The sequence below is a fragment of the Vibrio sp. HI00D65 genome (assembly GCF_001635455.1).
Classification (GTDB): Bacteria; Pseudomonadota; Gammaproteobacteria; order Enterobacterales; family Vibrionaceae; genus Vibrio.
Map to the genome: position 1 here is coordinate 335493 of NZ_LWEH01000013.1, position 25639 is coordinate 361131.

Consider the following 25639-nt stretch of genomic DNA (forward strand, 5'->3'; position numbering starts at 1 on the left):
CTTACTTTCAAGCTTGGATGGTCGAGAAGGTAGTGACAAGATTCATCGGCTGAAAATCTCGTCAACTCAGAAAGGGGCATTTTCGAGCTAGAAAATGCCACGGGTAAAAATTCAACCTGTGAAGGTTTTGGACAATTATCATTTTCGATAAATCATACATTAGCAAACCATCAATAACTACAGGTATGGCAAGTCGTTTAACTTAGTATCCAATATTGATGGTGTAGTTCAATATTACTTACAGCCTATTTTTGGACACATCCATCTAAGGTATCTTTGAGCTCTCCCATCTCCCTGCTCAACAGCTTTACGATACCAATATATAGCTTGTTCCTCATCTTGAGGCACTCCTCTGCCATTTTCGTACATCGCCCCAATATTCGTTTGAGCTCTTGCATACCCCTGCTCAGCGGCCTGACGATACCAATATACCGCTTGTTCCTCATCCGGAGGCACACCTTCACCGTTTTCGTACATCTTCCCAAGATTCGTTTGAGCTCTTGCATATCCCTGTTCAGCTGCCTGACGATACCAATGTACCGCTTGTTTCCAATCATCAAGTAGACCTATACCTTCTCGGTACATCCACCCAAGATTCGTTTGAGCTCTTGCATATCCCTGCTCAGCTGCCTGACGATACCAATGTACCGCTTGTTCCTCATCCAGAGGTACGCCTTTACCATTTTCGTACATCCAGCCAAGATTCGTTTGAGCTCTTGCATATCCCTGCTCAGCAGCCTGAAGATACCAATATACAGCTTGTTCCTCATCCAGAGGCACACTTTCACCATTCTTGTAAATAAGCCCAAGATTCGTTTGAGCTCTTGCATATCCCTGCTCAGCTGCCTGGCGATACCAATGTGCCGCTTGCTCCTCATCAAGAGGTACACCTTCACCATTTTCGTACATAAGCCCAAGATGGTACTGAGCTTTTGCATATCCTTGCACAGCTGCCAGGCGATACCAATGTACCGCTTGCTCCTCATCAGGAGGCACACCTTTACCAAGTTCGTACATAACACCAAGGTTTGCTTGAGCTCTTGCATATCCTTGCTCAGCTGCCTGACGACACCAATATACAGCCTGCTTATTATCTTGGATTACACCTTTACCATCTTTGTACATGACTCCAAGATTCGTTTGGGCGCTTGCATACCCCTGCTCAGCGGCTTTGCGAAACCAATAAACAGCCTGCTTATTATCGCGGAGTACACCTTCTCCATTAACGTACATAACCCCGAGGTTGTCCTGAGCTATTACATCCCCCTGTTCAGCGGCCAGACGATACCAATGTACCGCTTGTTCCTCATCCAGAGGCACACCTTCACCATCTTCGTACATCCAACCAAGATACGTTTGAGCTCTTGCATCCCCCTGCGCAGCGGCTTTTTTAATGTCATTTATTTTATCGTTTAATGCACTAATAGAATTTTGAGCACACCCAGCCATGACAGTACAAATCATAAACAACATTAAAAACCGCATAACACCTCCATTTTGTTTTATACGTATTATATTGGTAATTTATAATTGTTTCACAACTAAGATTGATAATATAAATGATTACTTTTTAAAGTTTGGTCCTAAAAGTTAACATTGCATGTCCGTAAAGGTTCAGAGCGATCCGCAACGCGTGATATTTTTTACCATCTGTTTTTTCTTCTAGTGTTTATTATTCCTATGTATAGAAATGTGCGAGTTTGCTATAAGACTGCCTCGAACGATCTAAGCGAATTGTTGAATAATTAACCACCTTGACTCTTTGAAAGTTTGTGACTACTACAAAGCAGTTTGCAGGGCACAAATCAGCGAGTTCATGTGAGCTAACAATAGTACTATGACAGCCATTTTCCGTGCTTTCTTAGTTTCGGGGATCAGATTAGTTATTTTTGAGCAAACCACAGATGATTGAATACGCTAATTTGTTCGATAAAGCTAATAATGGGGCAAAATCTTGTCATCTATATGACTAAATTAGAATATAACGGATTAATTGGAGTAAGGAAAAGTTATCCGACAGCAGCGCCTTGTTCGCTGCTGTGTGCATCCAGACGATCAATGGTAAATGCAATGCTTTCTCCTAACACTTTTCGATCACTAGTATCGATTGGTGCTGATAGATGTGTAATACCCACATCAACTATTACCTCAGGATCTATGCCTGTCATGATACCATATGCCCGATAGCGCCAGCCCGATTGATGCTCTAGCTCTTTCTTGGCTTCGGGGTTACCTGAAAACATTGACTCCCATTCTTCGTCTTCATAGTGGAGGCCGACTGATAAACAGATATCGATATTATCTCCAGCTTTATACCTATCGCCCCCAAATTCGTCCATTGCAACAACCTTGACACCATCTACTTCGATGGTTGCCTCAAGATATTCGCCTTCTGTTTTTTTGAAAATTGCTCTCATAGTTTCCCAACAGATAACGCCTGCTCCCGCTTGTTAAGCATATTTTTAAGTTCGCTACTCACAATACGGCCTCTTATCAATTTCGGGATAATCTGAAGTATACTCACCCCAACCTCTAAATTGATAATACTTTGTCATAGCTTCGAAATGTGAGTTGGCCTCACATTCCCATATTAGTTTTGAATCAGGTTCCATTAATGATCGAGCATCGTCACCGTCTGGACCTGCCAGGCAAAACGTATCTAATTCTTGTTCGTTGGACCAAAGTTCGTGCTTCATATTCTTCTAGCGCCTAACGCCAGCCATCAACAGCGAGCTATGTTTGATGACCCTGTAGGGCATTATCTTCTGTGCCATATTCGCTCCGGTTTTTGACCTAGCTGCCATTCAATATAATCTTCAGGTGGACGATCAATATCAATTACGTGCTCATGAGAAAATGGAATTTCTACACCGAAGCATAGGTAAATATCGTCTCGACCAGCCTCAATACAGACAGGCTGAAAATCAAGAATACCGATGTATTTGTTACCTACAATCTCGGATACAATCAAGTAACCTCGCTCACCTTCGATGAAGACCTTTCCGTCCTCGTCTTCGCACTCTATTTCCAATATTACTTTCGCCGCATCACCAACTTGTAGCGAGGTTCGTCGTTCAAGTTCTGGAATCCAAAATGTCTCAGGGTTCTCTCTATGAGACTCTTCGCCATTTCTCAATTGCCAATAATCTTCTTCAAAATTGGCTAATTCCATGAAACCTCCTTGATGCGTAACATTATTAATAACAGGCAGTCTCGTTTTTCTACCTGCTCGTCTTTCAATTAACTTATCATAAGCAACTAAAAATTAAAGAAAATATATCGAGATTTATACTCTACCCACATATAAAAAATGTATTGTTATCACTTTTTAACGATGCGTCTTATTGAAGCTGTAACTCACTCCAAAAAATATTTAAATACAATAACTTAAAAGCCAATTATCGGTAAAGAGAGAGCAAGCATTCAATATAATAACATGTTAGATAACTGGCTGTTAAATAAGCTGCGAGAAAGACAAGCGTTTGATGGTCGAAGGTACGAAGAAGTGAAGCCTTATACATTTGGTTTTATGGGAGCTCAAGGGGAGTTCCATGGTCAGATGCCAGCAATAATGAATCTAGTTTAGATAGTTTTTGATGAAATCGGTGAAATCAGTGAAGTAGGGCGGTTGTAATTTCTCTATAAATAAAACTAAGGCCTCGCGTGTGCGGGGCCTCTTCTTGATAAGGAGCTTAGTGCTAATTGTAAATGGTACAAAAGCGAGCCAACATACACCTCCAAATCTCCAAGGTGGACAGGCTACAAATTAAGGCAGCCAAGCCTAACTTATCCCTAATGGAGACGAATTTTATAACTCTTTTACAAGGCAGTATGTGACATGGCCTTTCGGATAATCGGGTAACTCACCAAAAACTTTATAGCCACGCTTCTCGTAAAAAGGCTTTGCTTGAAAGCTGAGTGTTTCAGTTCGCATGTAACTGAAGCCTTGTTCTTTAGCATAGGTTTCAGCAGCATCCATTAATTTGTTTCCGAACCCCTGACCTCGATTCTCATCGGATAGCCATAGTAACTCAAGGATGCAATAGTTCCAGAAAGCACAGGCCCTAACTCCACCTAATACATTTCCATCATCGTCTTTTGCAAAGGTCGCAAATCTTGTATCTGGCTCAAATACCACAGCATCAGGTATGTGTTTTTGATTAAAGGATTGAATGCCCTTACTTATGGTTTCAAGGTCGCTTTTATTGGGATTTGTGGTTACTTCTATTCTCATTTTATATCCGTAATTTTTGAGTTATATCCCTATTATGCACATATAATTATTAAGAGTAATGGTACCCCTCTATTCCTTGGGCGTTAGTAAGCTATGAGGGGAAGGTAAGGCAAAATATATTGCGATGACTTCAAAGGTTAAGTATCGCTGTCATGAAAGGGGGACAGAAGCCCATCATCCCCTGTTTATTCTTAGGAAAGTTTTGGTCTATCTGGTGAGGGACGCAAAAACGTCTAATGTCGGCACCGTTATTCAGACATAGAGCCTTGATGCTTGGCATATATCGTTTCTTTTAGCACTGACTGATCTTTACTGGCAAAAATTGGCTATAACTAACTGGCCCGGGTGAAGCCCTCATCTATAAAAGAGCTGGAGGAGTGAGATGAAAGATGAAGTCATACTAGTGACGGAAGATGATGTGGAAGTCGGTCACTGCGAAAAATTGAAAGCCCATATAGACGGGAAATTGCATCGCGCTTTCTCATTGATGATCGCAAAGAAAACGGTCGATGGGTATGAGTTTTTGCTTCAAAAACGTGCATGTGGGAAGTACCACAGTGGCGGTAAATGGAGTAACAGCTGCTGCTCTCACCCGCGTCCAGGTGAAGCCTTAGAAAGTGCGGTTCAGCGTCGTGTTGGCGAGGAGCTAGGTACCAGCAAGCTATTAAAACTCTGCTCTCTCGGGTCATTCATTTATCAAGCACAACTCGAAAACAACCTTACAGAGCATGAGCTCGACCACATTTTCTTAAGCTTTACTAATCAGCCCTTGTTATCCCCAAACGAATCTGAAGTGAGCGAGGTTGAATGGTTTTCAATCGAGTCCATCCAAGAGATGCTTCACCAACAGCCTGAAGCGTTTACGGTTTGGTTCCCCGACGTTTTTTTTAAAGTGGTCGAGCACCTTAAGGTGGAGTCAGAGAGCGCTGACCAACGCCAATTTACAAATAAGATTTAACGCTGCTTATCATCATTACTGCCCTCGTTGGACTCAGTCTCTTTAAGCACAATTTCTAGAGGTTCATCCATTTTTAGGAAGTAAGCATGTCGGGTTTACGTTGAAATCATGTGTGGTAGGGCGATAGCACACACTTGGACAAGAGTTGTATTCAGAAAGTATTTACATTAGGAAAATGCAGATAGCTATTCGCATGAGAATATTAACCAGTTAATAACTCTAACTTGCCCATTGGGGCCATATAACCCTCTCGATCCTTTTAAATACATTATCAGTTTCCACTTAAACCGCTTTCGTTTGCTTTCTCCACTCAATCTAAATCTCATTGTCAATAAATTTATGTTTCAAAAGTTTCCAGTTTGTTATTTTTGTGATCGTGTTTTAACATTTAATCGTAAGGTCTTGAGAAAAGCGAGGAATTCACGAGCAGTACTCGCGATAACCATAGCTAAAGTGAGATGAAAATTATGGAAATTAAACTACTATCAGCAAAGCTCGGCGTGCTGAAATCGACATCTTTCAAAACAAACGTAATTGCAGTAAGCATGTTCGCTGCATTTTTCTATTCAGGCAGTGCTAATGCCGCTGCAAACCTCAAACCAGATGACTTTGTAGGAATATCTTTTTGGTTAATCTCTATGGCGCTAATGGCGTCGACAGTGTTCTTCTTGTGGGAAACACAAGGGGTGACTGCAAAGTGGAAAACGTCATTGACAGTATCCGCTCTCGTGACTCTCATTGCCGCAGTACACTACTTCTACATGAGAGATGTGTGGGTTGCGACAGGAGAAACTCCAACCGTTTACCGATACATTGATTGGCTCCTTACAGTGCCACTTCTGATGATCGAATTTTATCTCATCCTTAGAGCAATCGGTGCAGCTTCTTCAGGCATTTTCTGGCGTTTGCTCATCGGTACGTTAGTCATGCTGATACCTGGTTTTCTGGGCGAGGCGGGTTATATCAACGTTACCACCGGGTTTGTAATAGGTATGCTTGGTTGGGCCTACATCTTGTATGAAATATTCTTCGGTGAGGCCGGTAAAGCAGCCACTAATCAAGCCAGTGACTCTGTAAGATTTGCTTACAATTTAATGCGCTGGATTGTCACTGTTGGTTGGGCAATTTATCCAATCGGCTACGTTCTAGGATACATGATGGGGGCGGTAGACGAAGCGTCTTTGAACTTGGTTTACAACCTCGCTGATGTAATCAACAAAATCGCTTTTGGTCTGCTCATTTGGTACGCAGCAACTTCTGAAAGCCATAAGGAAGCTTAGCTGGTTAGAGAGCCGACCTTGTTCGGCTCTCTCTAACTTCGCAGAGTTACACTCACTCACATCAGTACACAGGTGGCACAAATGAATAGTCCACTGAGATTGTCATTAGCAGATAAAACCAAAAGCGTGCAAAGACAGTGCGAACGTTTCCTGAACTCCCAAGTAGCCGGTCATCAACCTGCCGACTATCATTTGAGAACTGGTGGTAGCCGCACGAGAATGAAAATTTGTATCGGTGCTTCCCTCTCGTTGGGATTATCTGACAGCGATGCTGTTAGGCTCTCAGCATCGATAGAGTTGATGCACAACGCGTCCCTAGTGCATGACGACATACAAGACCATGATCCAACGCGTCGAGGTATGGAAGCGGTGTGGTCTAAATTTGGGCACAACGTTGCTATATGTACAGGCGACTACCTCATCACTAAGGCCTTTGGCTCACTCGCATCGGTGTCTTGTTCTGGAGCTTTACCGATGCTGGTGGAGGAGATGCAACAAGCCGTTAGCGAAACGATCTATGGCCAGCTTGAAGACTTAACCACAGAGGAGGTTAAGTCAGCCAAGCAATACGAGCAGATCGCGGCGAAGAAAGCCGGTCCGCTACTTTATCTGCCGTTAGTTCTCCCACTCGTAGCATCCAATGAGACCGTTTCAGTTTCGATAGCCAAGCGTTCTGCAACCAACTTTGCCGTCGCTTACCAGATACTCGATGATTTGGCCGACAGCGTGGATGACGGCTCCAAGTCCCGACCAAACTTGCTCAACTTTTACAAGCAACACAACGATCCATCTACGGCGTTTAAGCTGACAGTCCAGCGCGCTCGTTATCTTCTGAAAAGTTGTGAAAGAGACTTTGGAAAACTCCCGAATGATTGTGCTGCAGGGTTTTTGGATAAAACGATATATTTACTGGGCGAGCTTGAGAGGCAAACGCATGAAAGCAGAAACCAATAAGCAGTCTATTCCAACCGCTGTAGTTATCGGTGCGGGTTTTGGCGGAATTGCTTCAGCCCTTAGGCTAAGAGCCAAAGGCTATGACGTGACGCTTATCGACAAATGTGATCAACTGGGAGGCCGCGCTCGGGTGTTTCATCGTGGTGGCTTCGTTTTTGACGCTGGACCCACAGTAATCACAGCTCCTTTTCTCATCGATGAACTTTTTCAGCTTTTTGGAGAGAAGACGCAAGATTATGTGACTATCGTTCCTGTCTATCCTTGGTACCGTTTTCACTACCATGATGGCTCTACGTTTGACTATGGCGGCTCATTAAATCAAATCCTCGCGGAAATCGAGTCTATCTCCCCCGAAGATGTGGACGGATATAAGCGGTTGCTCAGCACATCGAGAGACATTTTTGACATCGGTTTCACCAAGCTTGCCGACGAGCCTTTCGACAAACCAATCTCCATGATCAAGCAGATTCCAAACCTAGTCAAACTTGGATGTTATAAGACGGTTTGGCAGCTTGTCTCTGATCACCTACAACATGAAAAGTTGAGACAAGCTTTCTCGATACAACCTCTATTAGTGGGCGGCAACCCATTTGACACAACCAGTATTTACAACTTAATACACTTTTTGGAACAAAAGTGGGGAGTGCATTTCGCTATCGGTGGTATGGGTGCTCTCGTCAAAGCGCTTGAACAGTTAATGCGAAGTAAAGGCATAAAGATCCGTTTAGGCGAAGAGGTTGAAGGTGTCATAGCTAAGGAAAAGAGAGTGACAGCTGTTGATCTTAAGGCGGGCGAAAGGATTCGGTGCGATATCGTTGTTTCCAACGCGGACCCGGCATATCTCTATGAGAAGATGGTACCAAGAGATCAACAACGCTGGTCAGCCAGAGTAAAAGCCAAATATTCTAAGTTTTCAATGGGTCTATACGTTCTCTATTTCGGTACGACTAAACGGTTCCCAAGTATCGCGCATCACACCATATGGCTTGGAAAGCGTTATGAAAGTCTTCTTGACGACATATTCAATCGCCAAGTACTTGCTGATGACTTCTCTTTATATGTTCACCGACCAACGGCGACTGATCCAAGTATGGCGCCGGAGGGATGCGACAGCTTTTATGTATTGGCACCAGTGCCGAACTTACAGTCGGGCGTAGATTGGGAAGAAACCAAAAACAAATATGGCGATCAGATCATTAAGGCACTCAATAACAGTATGATGCCGGGGCTGTCAGATTGTATTGTTGAACGCTTCTGCATGACTCCGAAAGATTTTGAGTGTAACTATAACAGTGTCCACGGTGCGGGCTTTTCAATCGCTCCAACACTCACTCAGTCGGCCTATTTTCGTTTTCACAACCGCGGTGAAGGCCCGGAAAACCTATTTGTGGTTGGTGCGGGTAGCCACCCAGGTGCAGGGTTGCCCGGCGTACTTTGCTCGGCAAAAGTGTTGGATAAAATCGTTCCCTCTGTCGAACCGATGAATGTTAGCGGCTCTAACGTCTTTTGGTTGAATGGCGATAGCCAGAAAATACAGGGTACTGCCTCCCCAAAAACTAAAGAGGCGGATCAAGGAAGCGGGGGTTAATTATGAAAAATCCAGCGCTCCATAGCTTGGCAACTCATGGAAAGACATTCAAATTCGCAAGTCTTCTACTTAGCAAGTCACAGGTGGACCAGGCAGCGAGGCTCTATCAGTTCTGCCGTTGGGTTGACGATATAGCAGATGAAACACAGGACAAAAGCTTTGCGAAAGAGATGCTAGACAACGTGAAGCAACAAATCATTAGCGGCAAACCACGTCATAAGATAACCGAAGATTACCTAATATTATCCGGTGAGTTAGGTATACCCATCAACCATGCTCTGACCCTCATTGATGGTGTTTCTAGTGATTTGAAAGAGGTTGCCTTTGTTACTGAAGATGAGCTCATCGAATACGCTTATAAAGTCGCTGGGGTTGTAGGGCTGATGATGTGTCCGATTCTCGATGCTAAGCCGCAAGGCACTGCCCATGCAATCGATCTTGGAATCGCTATGCAACTAACGAATATAGCGAGAGACGTGATGGAGGATGCTCAACTGGGGAGAAGATACTTGCCTCTTGAATGGTGTGGAGTCAGTACACATCAAATCGTCGAGGACTCAGACAAAACGGTTCGGCCACAGGTTATGCAGGCGATCAGACGCACACTCGCGCTGGCAGAGCGCTATTACCAAAGTGCGCGTCAAGGGTATCGTTACCTGCCATCGCAAAGCCGCAGAGCAATTGTTGTTGCAGAGGCTGTTTACCGAGAGATAGGAGTAAAACTTGAGCGGCAAGGTTTGCGGTATTGGCAAGGGAGGACCACAATTACGCTCGGGGGTAAATTGTGGTTAGCATCTTCCAATTTAATCTCTTTTAAAGTACGCGAGAAAGCCCCTCACAATCACGACTTGCACAAACCGTTGAGCAAGATAGTCGGTTTTGACAGGCTTGAGCGTAAATCGAATGGTCTTACGCACCAATAACCGGCCAGTTGTGCCGTGTTCGTCAGTACCCCCTCAGTCGGAATATAAAGCTGATCTCGTGATGGTGGGGATAGGACTCTCCTCTTGCTCGTTAGTACTAGCTCTGATTGAAGCCGGATATTCGGGCGAAATAGTAATGGTTGAGCAAGCCGATGTCGTGAATACTAATAAAACATGGTGTTATTGGAGTGACAAGCACATGCCTCGTTATCTATCTCCTCTTGTGAGAAAACGGTGGCGTCACTGGCTCGTTGCAGAGACAAAGCAATCTGTGGCTAACAACGAATATGGCTACCATTGCATTAAAGCGGCGGATTTTTTTGATTACTGCTTTAAACGTTTTGCCAATCACGGAAAAGTCACCATGCTTTTCAATAACGCGGTGGATGATATTGCTGTGGGTACCAGCACGGTCACGGTCCGTTCCGCTGATTTCAGCATCACCGCAACACATGGTTTTGACAGTCGTCCTCCACCGCTAACCAATGTTGGTAGAGGTAGCTTGCTCCAGTGTTTCACTGGCGCTTGGGTGAAGAGTTCAGAACCCATATTTTGCTCTCAAACTGCCCACTTAATGGCGGACATAAAAAACGTGGGTGGTGCCATTGAGTTTATTTACATTCTTCCTATAAGTCGGAGAGAGGCGCTGATTGAAGTGACGCAATTCTCCCCGAATGCCAAATCATTACAACAGCTCAAACAAATGACGCTCGAGGTGCTAGATACTTTTGGCTTGAGTGGCGAAGATGTGACTGGTTGGGAGGGAGGGATCTTGCCGATGACAACCCATATTGACCCAACTATTGTCGAGCAAAAAGGTAGTAATACGAGCAACCAATGGCGAAACATAGGTATTAGAGGTAACTGTTTCAGAGCGGCTACAGGGTACGCTTTCTCTCAAATTCAACAAGATAGCCAACGCATAGCTCGCCAAATCACAGGGCAAAAAATTGCAACTTACGAAGAAAAGAAAATATCGTTGAACGCCGGGCTATACACATGGTTAGATTCTATCTTCCTAATGGCTCTCACTCAGCGTCCTGAATTGGCACCTGAGGTATTCAAAAGAATGGCGAGGGGAACAACAGGTGAGCAGTTCGCGAGATTCATGACTGAGCGCGCTTCGGCGCTTGACCTTCTCAAGGTTATTGGCTCTATGCCTAAACGAGCCTTTGTTCGAGCAGCTTGGGAGACAATGATATGGAATCGACGATGAATCATCCCCAATCTCGGCTTTGGCCATTGTTTTGTGTTTATGCCGCCACTTTGGCATTCCTTAGTTTATGGACATCTCATGGCGACATTGCAGTGCTGGTGCTGATTGCGGTTTTTGGTATACCACACGGGGCCTTAGACGTACTCATGATGATGCGCCTTTCAAAAAATCTTAATGGTAGTGATGGCTTAAATGGACGAGTTCGACTTGGTCTGTATGCGTTGGCCTACTTGATGGCCGTTTTTTTCTGTTTGTTTTTATGGATGAAGGCACCAACGATGTGTTTGGTGCTACTGCTGATTCTCGCCGCTGGACATTTTGGGGAAGACTGGACTCCAATTGCTCGAAAAAGCAGAGTTTTTTTAGGAGTTGTAGTCGTGACACTACCTTCCATTTTCCACCCTAATGGCCTGAGCAGTTACTTCGTTGTTCTGGGGGTAGGTGAGTATCAAGCAAGCAACGTGGTAACGATGATGACTTTGGCATGTTTTCTATCGTGTATAGTACTGATTACTCAGTTTATTAAGCACTCGATGGAGTTTAATCTTTGGGTAATAAGCCTTTTCATTGCCGCAGCGCTCTTACCAGTTCTCCAATATTTTTGCCTATATTTCTGTGCGTTGCATGCGCCGCTTCATACTCTAGACGTCAAGCAGAGCAACCGATTGTCATGGAACCAAGTATTTAAAGCGGCGTTATTGCCGACTATTGGTACGGCACTTATCATGATTGCTTTTTTTTACTGGCTTCCAGATAAAGGATTGTCTGCTCAACTTCTTAATACGGTTTTTATCACTTTGTTTGCGCTGACCGTACCTCACCTTTTTCTCACCCGAGTTTACAATGGACGTGTACGAACGCCCGAAATGATAGAACCAAACAAATAGTAATGAGAAGGCGTATCACTCTGCTGATCCCAGTTTAGTATTATAGGCAGGTACTTCACGATCGATTAGTCGTTTCTAGTCATATTAGGCATTTGCCCTAGCATCCCATCTTCGCCGAAATGAAATGTTTCAAGTTGGGCTCTGGGTGTAGAGCTCGACTTTATTGAGCTGGTATGGAGTGCTTCATCTTTTGTGCTAGCGGCGTAAAGCTGCCCAGAAAAAGGAATGCTGGTGTCGTAATTTTCAAACCATACTGCCATCGCTTCCGTTAGCAAATTATCAGATTTGTCGACATGCGCTAAATAAGACTTGTGGTTGGCAAATATTCTTAGGTCATGGACTAAATTGGGCGTGTTGTCATCCTGGAAGACCGCAGCCATCAAAAAGCCTGGAATCTTCTGACGCCATATGTCACAGACGGTCTCGAATGACATACCTAAACTTTGTATGTGACCAGGTTTTACATAACGCTTCGTAAATCCAAATAGCGGAGGCCCTTCTTCTCCACCGCCATCAGACTTCATGAAGCCAGCAAGATTGCTTTTAAATTCGTACTTTACACCCGAAGCTGATTTCGTGCGGATTTTTGTTTCTTCGTTCCATCCGCCAAACACGGTTAACGTATCTGGTTTTTTAGACGAATAATCATAGGCATCCCATACAGGCTCTTTTTCAGTAGATCGAAACAAGTAATCGTTAAATGCATCGGCACTTCGGACCCATAAAATATGCCAATATGTCAGAGGATCTTTTGTATCAGGAAAGGCAAAGATAGCCTTGATGTCAGGGTTTTCTTCGTAAGCTGACTTCGAATGCGTTTGGTACGCCTGCTTAAATTCAGCCAGTTTCTCTCTTTTGATATGACGCTTTCCATAAACAAGAATCGGGGTTACGTGTGCCGAGCCAGAGGGAACAGCAGTTTCTTCAAATAGGGGTAAAACGGGGTTTGCTTGTTCGTTATCATCTTTTTTTTGCATGTCTTCTCCTAACTGAGTGTTCATCTCTATTCTTGATAGTTAAAGTTTAGTTTTGATTCTTCTAGCACGAGCATCTTTTATCTTAGGTTTGATAAAAAACTATGCTGCTTTACGTTCTAAGGGCACCTTATATACTGTTATCTCTTGTCTGTTCTGATGCCAATAGACCATCCCTGGTTTTGCGGTACGTAGTGTAATAAGTTGTTGGGTGATTTCTCGTTGTCTCTTCATATTTTTCTCCAGTTAATTCTGAGTGAAATACAAAGCCTAGATACAAAAAAACCTCTGGCGATGAATCACTCAGAGGTCTTTTATTGGCGCAAAAAACTACCTCCTGAGTCGCCTCATGGTGGTAGTGGTGGTTTTTACGTTTAGGTAAATTTTGTTCATGGAGATAATTATTAACACCTTGTAGCCACCCACACAAGGTAAATTAAGATTCCACTAAATAGTGCTCGTAATAGTCGTAACAGTATATTCAGCGAGAAATAGTTTCTCCTTCCTATCGTGAGGATTTTTCAAGAGCTCGGCCAACTTCATTCGAGATGGAATTATAGGGAAGTCTGTTGAGCGCATTTTGACTAGCCTTCGTGGGACATTAGCAGTAAGTACGTAATGACATTAGCGCATTGAGCCCACTGATATGTTGAAGAAAGCAGTAAAATCATTGGAGTAGGGCTGTCTATCTGTTTAACAAACCAAAGGCCTCCTGATACAGAGCCTTTGGTTAATGAGAGATTTAAGCTTTTACTCTGGATTGAACAAAAGCCGTTTTCGAAAAGTTAAACATAAGCGAGCAATGAATAAAAATCGTGATGGGAAGCCACTTATTATTGTGCTCAGTATTTACGAGTAAAGACAGATGGAGAATGTCATACAAGAGCAGATTAACTTAAGGGTTTAGTATCACTCAATTCTAATAATAAATATTTGCCCACTATTTGAGGAGATTGTTTATGTTGGTGTTCATCTGTCAGTTTACAGTCGCATAAATCATTAAATTCAGCGAAAGAAACTGGTGGACCTAATATATCCGAGTTCTCATCCACCTTCACGCTCCTTTAAAAAGTTTCACTGCGTGACCAATGCACAGATACTAAAAGCGGACTGCGAGGTAAAGCCTGAGATGGTATGCTTTCACAATAAATGCTGTTGGCTATTTTCTCATGCTATCGCTAATATCACATCTGTAAGTTGAATATGAATATTGTCACCTATTGAGTGTAGACTAAACTTTTCCTGTTATCCTAACTTTTAGGGTAAATATGCTTTCAATCTGTATAACCCACGAGAGACGTTGGGAAAGGAATGTCAGCACTTTATAACTTTAAAGAAAGCAAGTTCGTTGTTTTGTTTTTTTGCAAACGTAACAAGTTTATCAGTGGCAGACTGACACTGCTGCACGGCACTTGCATTTTCATTGACGAGGTCGCGTGCTTTGATCGTAGTGACTGCAATACTTTCTGTAACAGAAAACTGCTGATGAGAAGCTGTAGCAACTAATGCATTCATATCTGAAATAGTCTTAACCGACGCATCAATGTCCTTAAATGCTGCCATCACTTTTTCCGATATATCAACAGATGCTTTTATCGACTCTACATCAGATATGATATTGTCATTCGCCTGCTTTGATTGGTTTTGCAAGCGCGTTATGATTTCTTGAATGCTCCGCGTAGATTCTTGTGTCTTACCCGCTAAACTTCGAACTTCATCTGCGACCACCGCGAAACCACGGCCTTGCTCTCCAGCCCTAGCGGCTTCAATTGCAGCATTCAGCGCCAGTAAGTTTGTTTGTTCTGATATAGAACTAATAATATTCGTCACTTCACTTATGTTTATTGCACTATTCTTTAGATCTTCAATCAACCCCGCCGTCACTTGAATAGATCCGCTCATTCGGGAAGTAAGTTCTGTTGACTCTTGCAGTAAATGACTCCCATTTTCAACACTCGACAAAGCAATTCTTGTTTGCTCTTCTGCTTGAGTCGCGTTTGAGGAGACCTCACTAGCTGTACTCGACAGTTGGCTGATAGCTGTAGAAATTTCGTCAACCTGAGCTAATTCAGTCTGAGCATTATTCGCTGTACTTTCCATTACCGTTGATAGCTTGCCGGTTGCTAAATTAGATTGCTCTGAAGATAACGTTAGTTCATTAATTAATGAGGTCAATTGCGCCATTGAACGGTTAAAACACTGTCTAATCTTGTAAAACTCATTTTGGGAGGGTTCAGCATTTATTAGTTTAATCTCACCTTTAGCAAAGCAATCTATGGCTACTGAGATATCGTCTACATTTTTTAGAATTGTTTTGCTTGCAATAAAAAGAATAAGTGCAGAGATAAGCCAACTGATGCCTAAAGTGATTAAAGTCCACCGCTCAAGATTTTCTAATGATACCCTCTGATCGATGGCGCGCTGAATAAGCAATGCCTCCTCTCTTCCAGATGCTTCATCAAGTATCCTTCTTATCTTGTCAACATACGCCTTTCCTGTCGCTTCGTTCACAAATTCAGAAGCTGCATTATTCGACCCTATCTCCCTAATCGCGATACCAGCATCTAACACTTCACTTTGCCAATTGTTCACCTCGGCAAGCACCGAGTTAAACGCTATCGTTTGGGTGTTATTATCTTTAGTTAGTTCAATCAAATCCTCAAGTGCTATATGAATCTTCTTTTTACCTTGGTAATAGGGCTCAAGAAAGTTCTTGTTTCCCGTAATCATATAACCCCTGTATCCAGTTTCCATATTAACAACTTGCTCGACTGCTTTATCGACCTCAAGCATCACTCGATATGTATGATTAACCCAGTGACTATTTTCACGAATAATTTTATTGGAAGAACTAATAACCAAAAACATTGTTAGGCATGACAATGATATTGCTGACATTATAATAATAAATAACCATTTTGTAGGTGTGTTTTCTAACCTTGACATATAAAATCCATTTTATGACGTTGACTGATTTGAGGTTTAGTATATGAAACAATACACCATGCGCTTGTTATACCCTAGATACATTATTAAATAGCAGTCATTCAAAAATGGTATAGATTAAAACCACTTTACTAATGTGGTTAATGGTGGGAGAATTCATTTAAAATCAGAACTATCAGTAGTAATCATGGATATAGAATCTTTAAAGATGTTTGCAGTTTTAGCCGAACACCTAAACTTTACCGAAGCTGCAAGCACAATAGAAACAAGCCAGCCTACCTTAAGTCGGAAAATTAGAAATTTAGAGAAAAAACTCAATGTGACATTAGTTCATCGAATCGGAAATAAGATTAGCCTCACACCGCATGGTGAAAATTTTTTGGAGTCCACATTAGATATTTTAAGCTTAGTCGAATACAGCGTCGAAAAGCTCCAAGTCCAAAAGCAAGGTATAAATGGTCGGTTACGTATAGGGAGTTTATCTTCCATGTCGAGATTTTTAGTGCAAAACTTTCTACCTACATTCCACCAAAAATTTCCCAACATTGATATCCATTGGCGTACCTTATCTGTCGATAACTTAAAAGTGATGGATAATATAGACTTGGTTATTTCTCCCATAGAACCTAGTGACGATAGGATTGTTTGTCGTAAGTTATCTCAGTTCCAGCGTGCTTGTTACGCTTCATCTAAATACCTCAACGAAGCGTGTATGCCAGCGTCCGTTGATGAACTGAAGCAACACCAGTGTATTACCCAGGTGAACAGGGTAGGAGTCGAACGCTATTGGCAATTGGAAAACTCAGATGGAGAAAGACGTGAGGTTAGTGTGAAAGGAAAAATGACAACAGATTCCATCGACATTGCAACTTCTATGGCGTTAGAAGGTTTCGGTATTGCCTTACTTCCAGTTACGCATGCTAGAGAGTATGTGCTGAGTGGGCAATTAATACCGTTGTTCCATAATTTATGGTTTGAAGTAAATTATCTGTATGCTTTCTATAAACCAAGTCTACATACTCCCAATCGCTTTAAGATATTTATTAATGAGCTTGAAGAGTTTCGAAAGCAGTGGCAAAACGGACTTAACTACACTTAGAGGCTCGGATTAAAAAGTGGAGAGGGAAGTTGATAGATAGTTAAAACTAAGGCCTCGTGATCACTTGACCTTAGTTTTTGAGAATCGTAGAGCCTGCATTTCTAAAAACTCGACTATGTAGGTCGGTACTGATAATACCAATCTTTATTATCAGCACTTGATACCATTTTCTCCTATGTCTGGTACCAGCATCTCATACATCAAATCGGCAAAATAACGAATCCTTTCACTTTTATGAGAATCGATTATTTTTTGTTTTGAGATTCTTGAATTTTTTTTGCAATCCACTGATGCAAATGAAGCCCCGTTTGACGCTTTAAGAGTAAATCTATCCCAGCTAAAATTAACAGTCCAATTAATGTACCCATAATCATCTCCACACTTGTTATCATTTGTAATTCAATTGAATCAATACGTGTTAGTATTTTTAATCCATCGATTTCATCATTTCATCTATATCTAATCCACCAAGCTCCTTTAGGTTATTCTTAATCTCCTCATCTATAGATAATTGACGTTCAACTTGTTTCAATTTTTTCTCAAGAAATTTTTCAACTTCTTGGGATACATTGAACATAAGCCCTTGTTCACGCGCTGCTTTTCTCGCTAGTTTAAGGCGAGCATCCAAGTCTGAAGGGATTTTGATGTTCAGTGATACTTTGGATTGTTTTTTTTGCAATGACATGTTTGTTCTCATTTTTAACTTGAGAATACTATAAAGTTTTCTACCTTTTTAGCAAGAAAATTTTAAAGCTTACCTCTGTCTGAAGCAAAACAAACACCACATCAAGGCGAAAATATCTAATATTTATTGAGACTTAGTCCCATCTCAATGTTAGACGATATAGCCCAGCTTGGTGTGATCTACGTTAAATAAGTCGAGTCAGTGCAGCAAATTGACAGCAAAGATGATGTTTACACACCGCCAACTCCCGCAGTAAGAACCCCTACCAACAGTTGCGACGTCGCCATAGTTTCTAATTCATGGTCGTACATTGATTTAAACGTTTCATGCGCAATTTGGCTATTTCTGCTTCTATAATGTCAACTATTTGATCGAACTCTTGCTCAATAAGTTGAGCGTTTTCTTTTGCAAATGAGTCGCTATGTACATCTAAATGTGTTGACGTTGTATCTTTCTTATAAAATTGAAATGAAGCCGTATTTACGTCCTGTGTGGTCATTAAGTATTCGAATTATGGTAATTAATGACACATTCAACATCAACAAGTTCTGTGAATAAAAGTGTGTCCAGATATTTAGAGCTTTTTATCTATTAGATCAACTATGACATGAAGAAGTTGGGGCTAGGAGTGCGGAGGTAAGCATCTCTAGATTTAGCACGTTTCTCTTATCAGACAACGCATGCTGAAAACAAGAATCGGTGTTCTTTGTGCCTTGTCCGTGATGGCGGTAGTGCCTGAGGAAAGCGCGTTTTCTACGCAAAAGTAAATTGGGTTCTCGGAGTTGATAAATAACTCTGTATGAACCCTTATGAGACGACTGAAGTGTCGAAATAGACAGGAGTATATCGTGTAAATCAGACAAGACTTGAATAAACTATTGTTCATCTGAATTTCTGACGGTACATTGAAGGTGATGTGCCTTTGTACTTTTTAAACAGGCGATTAAAGTTAGAGCGATTAGTATAGCCTACTCTTTCTGCAATTAAGCTAATAGGCTGCGACGTTGTTGTGAGCAATTGAGAAGCATGATTCAACCTTAACTTTGTTAAATAGGTGATGTAACTTTCGTTAAAGTGTTGTGTGAACCAACGATGTACAGTGTTTTCACTTACATGTACGTAATTAGCAAGCTTTTTCAAAGTAATATCTGATGAATAGTGCTGATCTATGTACTGGCAAACCTTATCTATTTTGCTGAAATCATTACTAGCCTTTTCTTTTTCTCCTCGCGAATAATAGGGTAGTAGCTCGATAACATGTTGATCAGAGCACAGTTCTCCCAAAACCTGAATGAAGACTGCAAGCTGCGCAATTGGGGATAGTTCACTAAAGTTAATGAGGTGTTGGTAAACCTTCTCTGCTGTTTGTGTTGTAAACCTTATACCTTTGTTGGCATTGCGAATGATAGGAGCCAACTGTCGAAGCTCGGCACTGCTGTACATGAGTTGCCCGATCCACTCCTCTCTGAACCAGATGACATGAGTTTCACACGGATGTTTTTCATCTGAATCTCGTGATTCGAAGCTATGGGCAAGGCCTGGGCCAATTAGTAGTAGTTCGTTGTGTTTTATCTGCCCTTCAAAGGTTTCAATTCTCGATTTACCTTGAAAGTTGCGATGCAAAACCAGTTCAAATTCTTGATGAGCATGCCAACTTTCCGGTTTGAAGGTTTCTTCAAATTTTTTATAGCGCCAGGACCAGCCATGCCTTTGAGGTACTTTCTGTATTGTTGCTTTCATTCCAAGCCGTTTTAAATTACTGGTTATGTGAACGCATATTGACACGTATTGTTTAATGATCAATAAAAGTATCACTTTTTAGTGGAATAGTATCACTAATGTAAGGTAGGGCTGATATGTTTGAATCATCGTCAAAGAGTACAGGAGAACACAAGCATGTCTGAATACTTGAATCGTTTAATACCAAAGCTTACCTCACTTGTGGAGGTCAACCAAAAGGCGTTATCTCAAGCAACGGAGTTATTTGCTCAAGCTATTGTTAACGACAATATGATACAAGTCTTAGGGACAGGTCACTCGCATATGGTTGGTCTAGAGGGATTTATTCGAGCTGGTGGCCTTGGTAATGTCAATGCTATCTTAGACTCGGTGCTACTAACCAATGATGGTGCACTAAGAGGTTCGGCTATGGAAAAGTTGCCAGGATTAGCCGAAGTTATTTGGAATGAACAGAATATTTCAGCTAATGATGTAGTGATGGTCATTTCTAATTCAGGGCGGAATGCTCTCCCAATAGAGTTCGCACAGATTGCTAAGTCTAAAGGACATCAAGTTATTGCGATAACGTCGATCGAACAGTCATCGAAATATCCAAGCCGCCATAGCTCTGGTCTAAAGTTGATGGATATTGCTGATGTTGTTATTGATAATCAGGTTCCGCCTGGTGATGGCCTATGTAATGTAAACGGAAAAGTGACGGGCGCTTTTTCAAGCATAGCGGGCATGATGATCATGAACATGTTAGTTGTGGAGTCCCAGAAAGCAGCATTAAACCAAGGTTCTACACCGCTGATTTTCTCGAGTCAGAATGTTGATGGTTTCGACAATGACTATGTATATCAGCATTTTGGATCTCGATTAAAATCTATGTAGATAGGCGCTAGACAATTAGCATTGAAGTAACAATGGGTAAGCGATATGTTTCGATTACACCCGATAGGATGTTCCAAGCTAATCATTCGAATGATACACATAAAATAAAGGATTGTTTTTAGATATAAATTGGTAATGGATTTTCCCTAAAATAGAGAACTTAAATTTATTCAAATTAATAAACTTGAGCCCACTTCGTAGTGGGCTTCTTTAAGTCATATACCTTGAACCTTAGGTTGAGATGGACTTTTCTTCCTGCTTGCATTCCAACTTACTACGTACCAAATCTGATAGTCGCAGATAACGGTCAGCTCCATTCTTTGGTAGTTCACTTGGCCTTTCGAACGATAAAGGTTCTTTTAACTCCTCTGTATCCCAAAACTGATCACCAGTCGAGTCGAATGGAGTGCCGTCTGGTAATTCGTTTGAATAATGTACGCCGTCTTGTTCTTCACCCACAAAAACTTTCCATAGCACTAACTTCCCACCAAAGTAGTCATTTATTATGAGTGAGGACATCCCGCACTGCCCACGGCTCGGGTTGGACGGGTTCCAATTTTCTGGCTCATCAGTGCTGTCTATAGACCAACTGTCCTGAAGAGCTTGCAATACTTCGCTGAGACTTGGATTCATATGTATTCCTGTTATTCCTTCGCGACATAAAACCCCAAGCATTATTGAGGAATCAAGTTAACGATAGTGCTAATTAATTGTAATTGAGTGACTTTGACTAACTTGTGACTTTCGATTTTTGAGCAACGATAGCATTGTAACACTGTGTTGACGGAGTAGGCTGAGTTAGCCAAGCAATCATAGATAGATAAATTAAGGCTTCAAAGCCTTTGTATTACTATGGAAGTTAGCTATCAGTCTAGCTTAACGAAAGCTTGAGATAATAGCTGGAATCCCTGGTAGAAGGCCGACCAACGCCATCACGCTTGTCAGTACAACAAACATAATACCGGGAAGAACCCAGCGGCTCATCTTACTTAGTTCACTGCTACGCTCTTTACAGCCGACCAATCCTAAATTGTCTAGCAGCATAGTGATTGACCAACCAAATGCCGGATTGACGAGTGCTGATGAGAACACAACAATCGCTGCCGATTGCGTGGTTTTACCCTCACGCGTCATCTCCATTCCCGCCTCTAATAGTGGAACGAATACACCCACAATCAGCGCAACACAAAGTACAGGTTGCCAAATAGCTAAGTCCATTGGGTAGCCCCAAATAGCGGCGATGATACAGAACAGAGCCGTTAGCAAAGCACCCGCAGGGATAGGACGTTTCGCAATCGCCGCAGGTACGATGTAAGTACCCCATGAAGACGTAAAGTTAGTACCACCAAGTAGCGATCCGAATGTTTGACGAATAGACGCTGTAGTCATGGTGTCATCAATGTTCATATGTACTTTGCCAGTACGCTCTGGGTAGCTGATCTTTTGGAATACTTGATGCCCTAAGAAATCTGGCGACCACATCGCCACCGCAAGAATCGCGAACGGCAGTACTACCATGAAGTGTTCAATTGTCGGTAGGCCTAACATCCAACCTGTATTTTCCCCCCACCAATACATAGGGTTCATGTTAGGTAAGCCTGGCTCGGTGTGGAAAGCAAATGGCGCACCCAGAGCAAATGCAATCGTACCACCCAACAAGCAGCTAAGAGGTACTGCTAGCCAACGCTTGCGGAAATGCTCCAATAGCGCGTATAGAATAATGGTACAAAATATCACCACAAAAGCGATGTGGCTCATGCCGATGCCTTCGGCCCAAGCGAACAGTTTTTTCACCTGAGAAGCGGTGCCCACAAATCCAAGGTAGAGCAACAAGCCACCACACACGCCTTTACTGGTGAGGTTAGCCAACATACTGCCACCTTTACTGATGGCTAATAACAAGCCGAAAGCGCCAATTAACAAGCCGAATGCCATAGGGTGCCCTCCAGCTGCAACTACGATAGGGATCAATGGAATAAGTGGGCCGTGAGTACCAGCAAGGTTAGCCGTCGGAAGTAGGAAGCCAGAGAAAAGGATGATGAAAACAGAGGCGATAAGAAGTTCATAACGAACATTTTCTAGGATGAAGTCTTCATTTAACCCAAGCGCTCCAGCAAAGGTCGCTGCAATAGCGCCTACCATAACCACTTTACCTATAGTCGCGGCCATGGCTGGGATGGTGTCTTCTATCTCAAATCGATAATCTTTAAACGGTAAATTGGGACGCCAGCGCTTCGGCGACATGATTTGTAATTCGTGCTCTAGATACTGTTCTCGGGATTTGAATTCTGAACTTGGTTTGTGTTGCTGTTCATAGGAGAGCTCGTCTTCAATGATTTGAGGTTTCTCTCTTGGTATATTTACGGACTCTAAAGTACTGCTCATTTTGATTCCTTTTTTTCGCACTCTAAGGTGCGTTGTTGCAACAAACGATATTGGCTCACATAAGGTGTAAACAAAATGTCAACTTTAAATCAAATAATTGTTAACATTTAGTAGCTGGTACCTTATACCAATTCTAAAAAAACAAATAGACTCAGTTGGTTAGACATTAGTCGTAGGTTCAGAATGTAAGAATATAAATCGCACAATGCAGTTTATTTGTAGGCGATGAGCTTGATTGGTAATAAACGAATATCTAACAAGAAATGCTTGGTACTGAAGAGTCAGTTAACATCTATCAAAGAATGCTTTTAGGCGCTTGTGAAGGTGGTTCGGTGGTGAAGCTGCCTTAAAATTGAGCGGGACGCTTAAGACCAAGGTATCCGCTAGAAGATAATTTTTAATATCTTAAATGAAGACGCTCACGGCGTCTTTAGGCCTTTCCAAAGGAACCTTAAACCTTATTAAAGTAACGTTTCCGTCTTGAATTTGTTGATAATAATTCTCATTACTGTATTTTGTGGTCTCAAATACACTTATTGTTGCGGAGACCAACATGGAACACTCTGATATTACTCAACTGCTTATCCCAAAGAGCGATTGGGCATCGCCTGATCTTTTTCTCTATGAAGGAAAAGACAAACTTCACCTGAGCTTAGAAGGAGCAATTCAATACAGTGGATTGAACAGCATTGGTGGTGTGGTTCTGGGCTTTAGGATGATCCAACACGCGGTGCAACTTGCTGCGGGTGACCAGTCTTTGCAACGTGATGGTATCAGCATTTATACCGCGTTCCCTGGACGTGGTGCTCAAGATGCCTTTGAGTACACATGCCGTGCGCTGCGTGATAGACGTTATTGTTGTGATACCACATTGCATCATCCGGCAGCGCAAACCGGGCAGCGTGGTCAGTTCCTATTTACGATTCGCTTAAATGAGCAATCTATGGTGATGACGCCAGCAAACGGACTACCAAGAAAAAGCTACTTTGAAGCTGACCGTCATTCACAAGATGGCCGGGAAGCAGCATTGAGATGGCGTGATGAGAAGATCAATTTCGCCAATACATTGCTGAGCTTATCACCAGAAGAATGCTTACGTGTGTTGTAGTTCTCTGTTCCCATATACAGAATGATCTCACAAATAGAATGATGCTCGGAAATAGAGAAATAACAGTAAGTCGCTCGCTTTTAAGTGGGCGACTTTTCTATATTAACGCTCTCGGAAACTAGATGCCCAGTTGCGTTTAGGTTTACTAGAATGGCTCGCTTTCTGCAAATAAATTTAAGTGTAGAGGAGAGATAGACTTCAAAGCATTGATCAATATTTAGCCTCTCAGTGTTTGTCAGGAAGTTATGATGTGTCGGCTCGTTATGAGTTACCTTACTTCCCTTTTCAACCTACCAACCTTTGCCAAGGTACCAATGCTAAACTGTGCAAAACAGCATCAATGGAAGCGGTGAAGTAGGGGATCTGTAATTATTCGATGGATAAAACTTAAGCCTCGCACTCTCGAGGCCCTTGTTCTTGTGGCGAGTCAGGAATAAGGCAATAGCTTTTGGTTCTTGGCTCAAGGTTTTGGACAATAGCAAACTCTATAGTGCACACATTTTTTCTCTAGTCGCTATATTTAATAGTTAAACCGCTCTAGATAGTTTCGGTACAGTTATTTTTAGGATTACGCGTGCTTTACAAACAGCTAAACCTAAAACTGTCGTTTAAATCTAAAGGTAAGATTAGGGTGCTAAATAGATTGTCCCTAGATTCTTGGCAGATTGTTGCTCTCTCATTTGGGTTGTTGACATACTTATCTAAGTACTCCGCTGTTAAAACGGGCTTACCGTGATTAATAAAGGGCAGCAGTGCATCACATTCGTTGTACTCAAAACATTGTTCGTTAACAGCAAAGTCAAAGTACTCGACTAGTTCACCTATTTGGTCCAGGTCATTCTTTAATCCGACCGCAAGGCCTCTTTTATGCGCCTCATTTGCAATAAATCGATTGTACGCGAGCTGATCTTGAGACGTCAGATTGAAACCTGAGTTATTGGTGTACCCATCCATATTATCAGGTTCAACACCATCACAACCTTTGTTTTTGGCAATATCCAGACGTTTTTTCATGATTGAATGAACGTTCGCTGAACGAATATCAAGCCAGCGTTCGTTGTCCCAGCCATCAAGAGTGTTTCCAATTGTGTTTGGCAAGAAGAGTTCTTTATCATCTCGATAATCCTCATAAGAGCCTGCTGAAAAATAACACACCACTTTTATTCCTGATTGTTGTAAATTTTTTATTGTCGTATTTCTCGTATCAAAAAGGTCTAAATCATAGAGAGCGACAGAGTAAGAGGTGTTTAAATTGCCTTCTAGCTGCCATTGCCACGTGACTGAAACAGGCGGGCGGTACCAAGAACCGGTCATAATAGGAGCGACGTTTATGTCAAGAACGACCGGAGAGCTAGACTGCTCAGGTTGGGGTTTATTATCATTTGAATTGCAGCCAGAGCTGCTTACTAAAAACAGATAGATTAATAACTTTTTCATATGCGATCGTATTTTTTATGGTTCTTGTAAATGTACATCGTGTAAATATTATTATCAATAATTGTTTGGTGTTGTTTGACTTGTCGCCAAATTACTTTCAATTGCTGTTTCATTAACGGGTATCTAATGTTGATAGGGGAGGATTGCGTATCTGGATTTTGGGTCGATAGTTGATCATTAATCACGCAAGTGCAGGCTGTTATTATGGCGAGGGTCTTTACTTTTTAATTGTAAATATTATGTATTGGCGTGTCGTATAAATAGATTGGCGTAGATTAATTACCTTTACCTGACCACTTTATCGTAAATTTAGATTTTAAAATAAATGAGGTTTTAATGATGGTTAATATTT

Annotated in this window: 22 protein-coding genes; 10 read left to right on the top strand and 12 right to left on the bottom strand. The window is 42.0% G+C overall.

Annotated elements, in window-relative coordinates; genetic code table 11:
* Nucleotides 1-234: 234 nt before the first annotated feature.
* From A3712_RS04680 to A3712_RS04700, 4 genes are all read right to left on the bottom strand, one after another.
* Entirely contained in the window at nucleotides 235-1485 is a 1251-nt protein-coding gene (locus tag A3712_RS04680; protein ID WP_063522503.1) for a tetratricopeptide repeat protein, read from the bottom strand.
* 524 nt (nucleotides 1486-2009) lie between these two features.
* Nucleotides 2010-2417, bottom strand: coding sequence for a hypothetical protein (locus A3712_RS04685; protein ID WP_063522504.1), 408 nt, complete (start codon nucleotides 2415-2417; stop codon nucleotides 2010-2012).
* A gap of 341 nt (nucleotides 2418-2758) precedes the next feature.
* Nucleotides 2759-3172 carry a hypothetical protein gene (locus tag A3712_RS04695; protein WP_063522506.1) on the bottom strand — a complete coding sequence of 138 codons (414 nt, stop codon included), beginning with the start codon at nucleotides 3170-3172 and terminating at the stop codon, nucleotides 2759-2761.
* Between the two features lie 636 nt (nucleotides 3173-3808).
* Nucleotides 3809-4234: a GNAT family N-acetyltransferase gene (locus A3712_RS04700; protein ID WP_063522507.1), complete on the bottom strand. Its 426-nt coding sequence runs from the start codon at nucleotides 4232-4234 to the stop codon at nucleotides 3809-3811.
* A gap of 382 nt (nucleotides 4235-4616) precedes the next feature.
* Here A3712_RS04700 and idi point away from each other — a divergent pair, with 382 nt between their 5' ends.
* From idi to A3712_RS04735, 7 genes are all read left to right on the top strand, one after another.
* Nucleotides 4617-5192, top strand: a complete 576-nt coding sequence (idi, locus tag A3712_RS04705; protein WP_063522508.1) for an isopentenyl-diphosphate Delta-isomerase — start codon at nucleotides 4617-4619, stop codon at nucleotides 5190-5192.
* Between the two features lie 467 nt (nucleotides 5193-5659).
* The gene (locus A3712_RS04710; RefSeq protein ID WP_063522509.1) at nucleotides 5660-6472 is read left to right on the top strand and encodes a bacteriorhodopsin-like; all 813 of its coding nucleotides are present in this window, start codon (nucleotides 5660-5662) and stop codon (nucleotides 6470-6472) included.
* A gap of 81 nt (nucleotides 6473-6553) precedes the next feature.
* Complete coding sequence (locus tag A3712_RS04715; protein WP_063522510.1) at nucleotides 6554-7426, top strand: polyprenyl synthetase family protein; 873 nt, start codon at nucleotides 6554-6556, stop codon at nucleotides 7424-7426.
* The gene (crtI, locus tag A3712_RS04720) at nucleotides 7407-9014 is read left to right on the top strand and encodes a phytoene desaturase family protein (protein ID WP_063522511.1); all 1608 of its coding nucleotides are present in this window, start codon (nucleotides 7407-7409) and stop codon (nucleotides 9012-9014) included. The genes A3712_RS04715 and crtI overlap by 20 nt, the downstream gene beginning before the upstream one ends.
* A 2-nt stretch (nucleotides 9015-9016) precedes the next feature.
* Nucleotides 9017-9937 (top strand): phytoene/squalene synthase family protein, encoded by a 921-nt coding sequence (locus tag A3712_RS04725; protein ID WP_063522512.1) that lies wholly within the window; start codon nucleotides 9017-9019, stop codon nucleotides 9935-9937.
* On the top strand, nucleotides 9918-11153 hold the full coding sequence (locus A3712_RS04730; protein WP_082856172.1) for a lycopene cyclase family protein: 1236 nt from the start codon (nucleotides 9918-9920) through the stop codon (nucleotides 11151-11153). The genes A3712_RS04725 and A3712_RS04730 overlap by 20 nt, the downstream gene beginning before the upstream one ends.
* Nucleotides 11138-12040 carry a Brp/Blh family beta-carotene 15,15'-dioxygenase gene (locus tag A3712_RS04735; RefSeq protein WP_082856173.1) on the top strand — a complete coding sequence of 301 codons (903 nt, stop codon included), beginning with the start codon at nucleotides 11138-11140 and terminating at the stop codon, nucleotides 12038-12040. The genes A3712_RS04730 and A3712_RS04735 overlap by 16 nt, the downstream gene beginning before the upstream one ends.
* A 65-nt stretch (nucleotides 12041-12105) precedes the next feature.
* Here the strand turns inward: A3712_RS04735 and A3712_RS04740 are convergent, their stop codons facing one another.
* Both A3712_RS04740 and A3712_RS04745 read right to left on the bottom strand, forming a co-directional pair.
* The gene (locus A3712_RS04740; RefSeq protein WP_063522515.1) at nucleotides 12106-13017 is read right to left on the bottom strand and encodes a hypothetical protein; all 912 of its coding nucleotides are present in this window, start codon (nucleotides 13015-13017) and stop codon (nucleotides 12106-12108) included.
* Nucleotides 13018-14328: 1311 nt separating this feature from the next.
* Entirely contained in the window at nucleotides 14329-15960 is a 1632-nt protein-coding gene (locus A3712_RS04745; RefSeq protein ID WP_063522516.1) for a methyl-accepting chemotaxis protein, read from the bottom strand.
* Nucleotides 15961-16147: 187 nt separating this feature from the next.
* On the opposite strand from A3712_RS04745, the gene A3712_RS04750 reads away from it, so the two are divergent.
* Complete coding sequence (locus A3712_RS04750) at nucleotides 16148-17059, top strand: LysR family transcriptional regulator (protein WP_063522517.1); 912 nt, start codon at nucleotides 16148-16150, stop codon at nucleotides 17057-17059.
* 245 nt (nucleotides 17060-17304) lie between these two features.
* Here A3712_RS04750 and A3712_RS28605 read toward each other — a convergent pair whose 3' ends face one another.
* From A3712_RS28605 to A3712_RS04765, 3 genes are all read right to left on the bottom strand, one after another.
* Nucleotides 17305-17427 (bottom strand): hypothetical protein, encoded by a 123-nt coding sequence (locus tag A3712_RS28605; RefSeq protein ID WP_269451409.1) that lies wholly within the window; start codon nucleotides 17425-17427, stop codon nucleotides 17305-17307.
* Between the two features lie 59 nt (nucleotides 17428-17486).
* On the bottom strand, nucleotides 17487-17744 hold the full coding sequence (locus A3712_RS04755) for a hypothetical protein (protein WP_063522518.1): 258 nt from the start codon (nucleotides 17742-17744) through the stop codon (nucleotides 17487-17489).
* Nucleotides 17745-18626: 882 nt separating this feature from the next.
* Entirely contained in the window at nucleotides 18627-19484 is an 858-nt protein-coding gene (locus tag A3712_RS04765; protein ID WP_004741732.1) for an AraC family transcriptional regulator, read from the bottom strand.
* 156 nt (nucleotides 19485-19640) lie between these two features.
* Here A3712_RS04765 and A3712_RS04770 point away from each other — a divergent pair, with 156 nt between their 5' ends.
* The gene (locus A3712_RS04770) at nucleotides 19641-20357 is read left to right on the top strand and encodes a sugar isomerase domain-containing protein (RefSeq protein WP_004741733.1); all 717 of its coding nucleotides are present in this window, start codon (nucleotides 19641-19643) and stop codon (nucleotides 20355-20357) included.
* A 231-nt stretch (nucleotides 20358-20588) separates the two neighbouring features.
* Here the strand turns inward: A3712_RS04770 and A3712_RS04775 are convergent, their stop codons facing one another.
* Together A3712_RS04775 and A3712_RS04780 are read right to left on the bottom strand one after the other, a co-directional pair.
* Nucleotides 20589-20990, bottom strand: coding sequence for a YunG family protein (locus A3712_RS04775; protein ID WP_063522519.1), 402 nt, complete (start codon nucleotides 20988-20990; stop codon nucleotides 20589-20591).
* A 243-nt stretch (nucleotides 20991-21233) separates the two neighbouring features.
* Nucleotides 21234-22742: a DUF3360 domain-containing protein gene (locus A3712_RS04780; protein ID WP_063522520.1), complete on the bottom strand. Its 1509-nt coding sequence runs from the start codon at nucleotides 22740-22742 to the stop codon at nucleotides 21234-21236.
* A gap of 553 nt (nucleotides 22743-23295) precedes the next feature.
* Between A3712_RS04780 and A3712_RS04785 the strand changes: the two genes are divergently transcribed.
* A complete protein-coding gene (locus A3712_RS04785) occupies nucleotides 23296-23850 on the top strand; it encodes a hypothetical protein (protein ID WP_063522521.1) in 555 nt (184 codons plus the stop codon).
* A 579-nt stretch (nucleotides 23851-24429) separates the two neighbouring features.
* Here the strand turns inward: A3712_RS04785 and A3712_RS04790 are convergent.
* Nucleotides 24430-25287, bottom strand: a complete 858-nt coding sequence (locus A3712_RS04790) for an endo alpha-1,4 polygalactosaminidase (RefSeq protein ID WP_063522522.1) — start codon at nucleotides 25285-25287, stop codon at nucleotides 24430-24432.
* Nucleotides 25288-25639: the final 352 nt, after the last annotated feature.

Coding starts and splice junctions, on each gene's coding strand:
- A3712_RS04770 (WP_004741733.1), top strand. CDS start 19,641: ATGTCTGAATACTTGAATCGTTTAATACCAAAGCTTACCTCACTTGTG.
- A3712_RS04715 (WP_063522510.1), top strand. CDS start 6,554: ATGAATAGTCCACTGAGATTGTCATTAGCAGATAAAACCAAAAGCGTG.
- A3712_RS04725 (WP_063522512.1), top strand. CDS start 9,017: ATGAAAAATCCAGCGCTCCATAGCTTGGCAACTCATGGAAAGACATTC.
- A3712_RS04745 (WP_063522516.1), bottom strand. CDS start 15,960: ATGTCAAGGTTAGAAAACACACCTACAAAATGGTTATTTATTATTATA.
- crtI (WP_063522511.1), top strand. CDS start 7,407: ATGAAAGCAGAAACCAATAAGCAGTCTATTCCAACCGCTGTAGTTATC.
- A3712_RS04740 (WP_063522515.1), bottom strand. CDS start 13,017: ATGCAAAAAAAAGATGATAACGAACAAGCAAACCCCGTTTTACCCCTA.
- A3712_RS04785 (WP_063522521.1), top strand. CDS start 23,296: ATGGAACACTCTGATATTACTCAACTGCTTATCCCAAAGAGCGATTGG.
- A3712_RS04735 (WP_082856173.1), top strand. CDS start 11,138: ATGGAATCGACGATGAATCATCCCCAATCTCGGCTTTGGCCATTGTTT.
- idi (WP_063522508.1), top strand. CDS start 4,617: ATGAAAGATGAAGTCATACTAGTGACGGAAGATGATGTGGAAGTCGGT.
- A3712_RS04710 (WP_063522509.1), top strand. CDS start 5,660: ATGGAAATTAAACTACTATCAGCAAAGCTCGGCGTGCTGAAATCGACA.
- A3712_RS04730 (WP_082856172.1), top strand. CDS start 9,918: ATGGTCTTACGCACCAATAACCGGCCAGTTGTGCCGTGTTCGTCAGTA.
- A3712_RS04680 (WP_063522503.1), bottom strand. CDS start 1,485: ATGCGGTTTTTAATGTTGTTTATGATTTGTACTGTCATGGCTGGGTGT.
- A3712_RS04695 (WP_063522506.1), bottom strand. CDS start 3,172: ATGGAATTAGCCAATTTTGAAGAAGATTATTGGCAATTGAGAAATGGC.
- A3712_RS04780 (WP_063522520.1), bottom strand. CDS start 22,742: ATGAGCAGTACTTTAGAGTCCGTAAATATACCAAGAGAGAAACCTCAA.
- A3712_RS04750 (WP_063522517.1), top strand. CDS start 16,148: ATGGATATAGAATCTTTAAAGATGTTTGCAGTTTTAGCCGAACACCTA.
- A3712_RS04755 (WP_063522518.1), bottom strand. CDS start 17,744: ATGTCATTGCAAAAAAAACAATCCAAAGTATCACTGAACATCAAAATC.
- A3712_RS04685 (WP_063522504.1), bottom strand. CDS start 2,417: ATGAGAGCAATTTTCAAAAAAACAGAAGGCGAATATCTTGAGGCAACC.
- A3712_RS28605 (WP_269451409.1), bottom strand. CDS start 17,427: ATGGGTACATTAATTGGACTGTTAATTTTAGCTGGGATAGATTTACTC.
- A3712_RS04765 (WP_004741732.1), bottom strand. CDS start 19,484: ATGAAAGCAACAATACAGAAAGTACCTCAAAGGCATGGCTGGTCCTGG.
- A3712_RS04775 (WP_063522519.1), bottom strand. CDS start 20,990: ATGAATCCAAGTCTCAGCGAAGTATTGCAAGCTCTTCAGGACAGTTGG.
- A3712_RS04700 (WP_063522507.1), bottom strand. CDS start 4,234: ATGAGAATAGAAGTAACCACAAATCCCAATAAAAGCGACCTTGAAACC.
- A3712_RS04790 (WP_063522522.1), bottom strand. CDS start 25,287: ATGAAAAAGTTATTAATCTATCTGTTTTTAGTAAGCAGCTCTGGCTGC.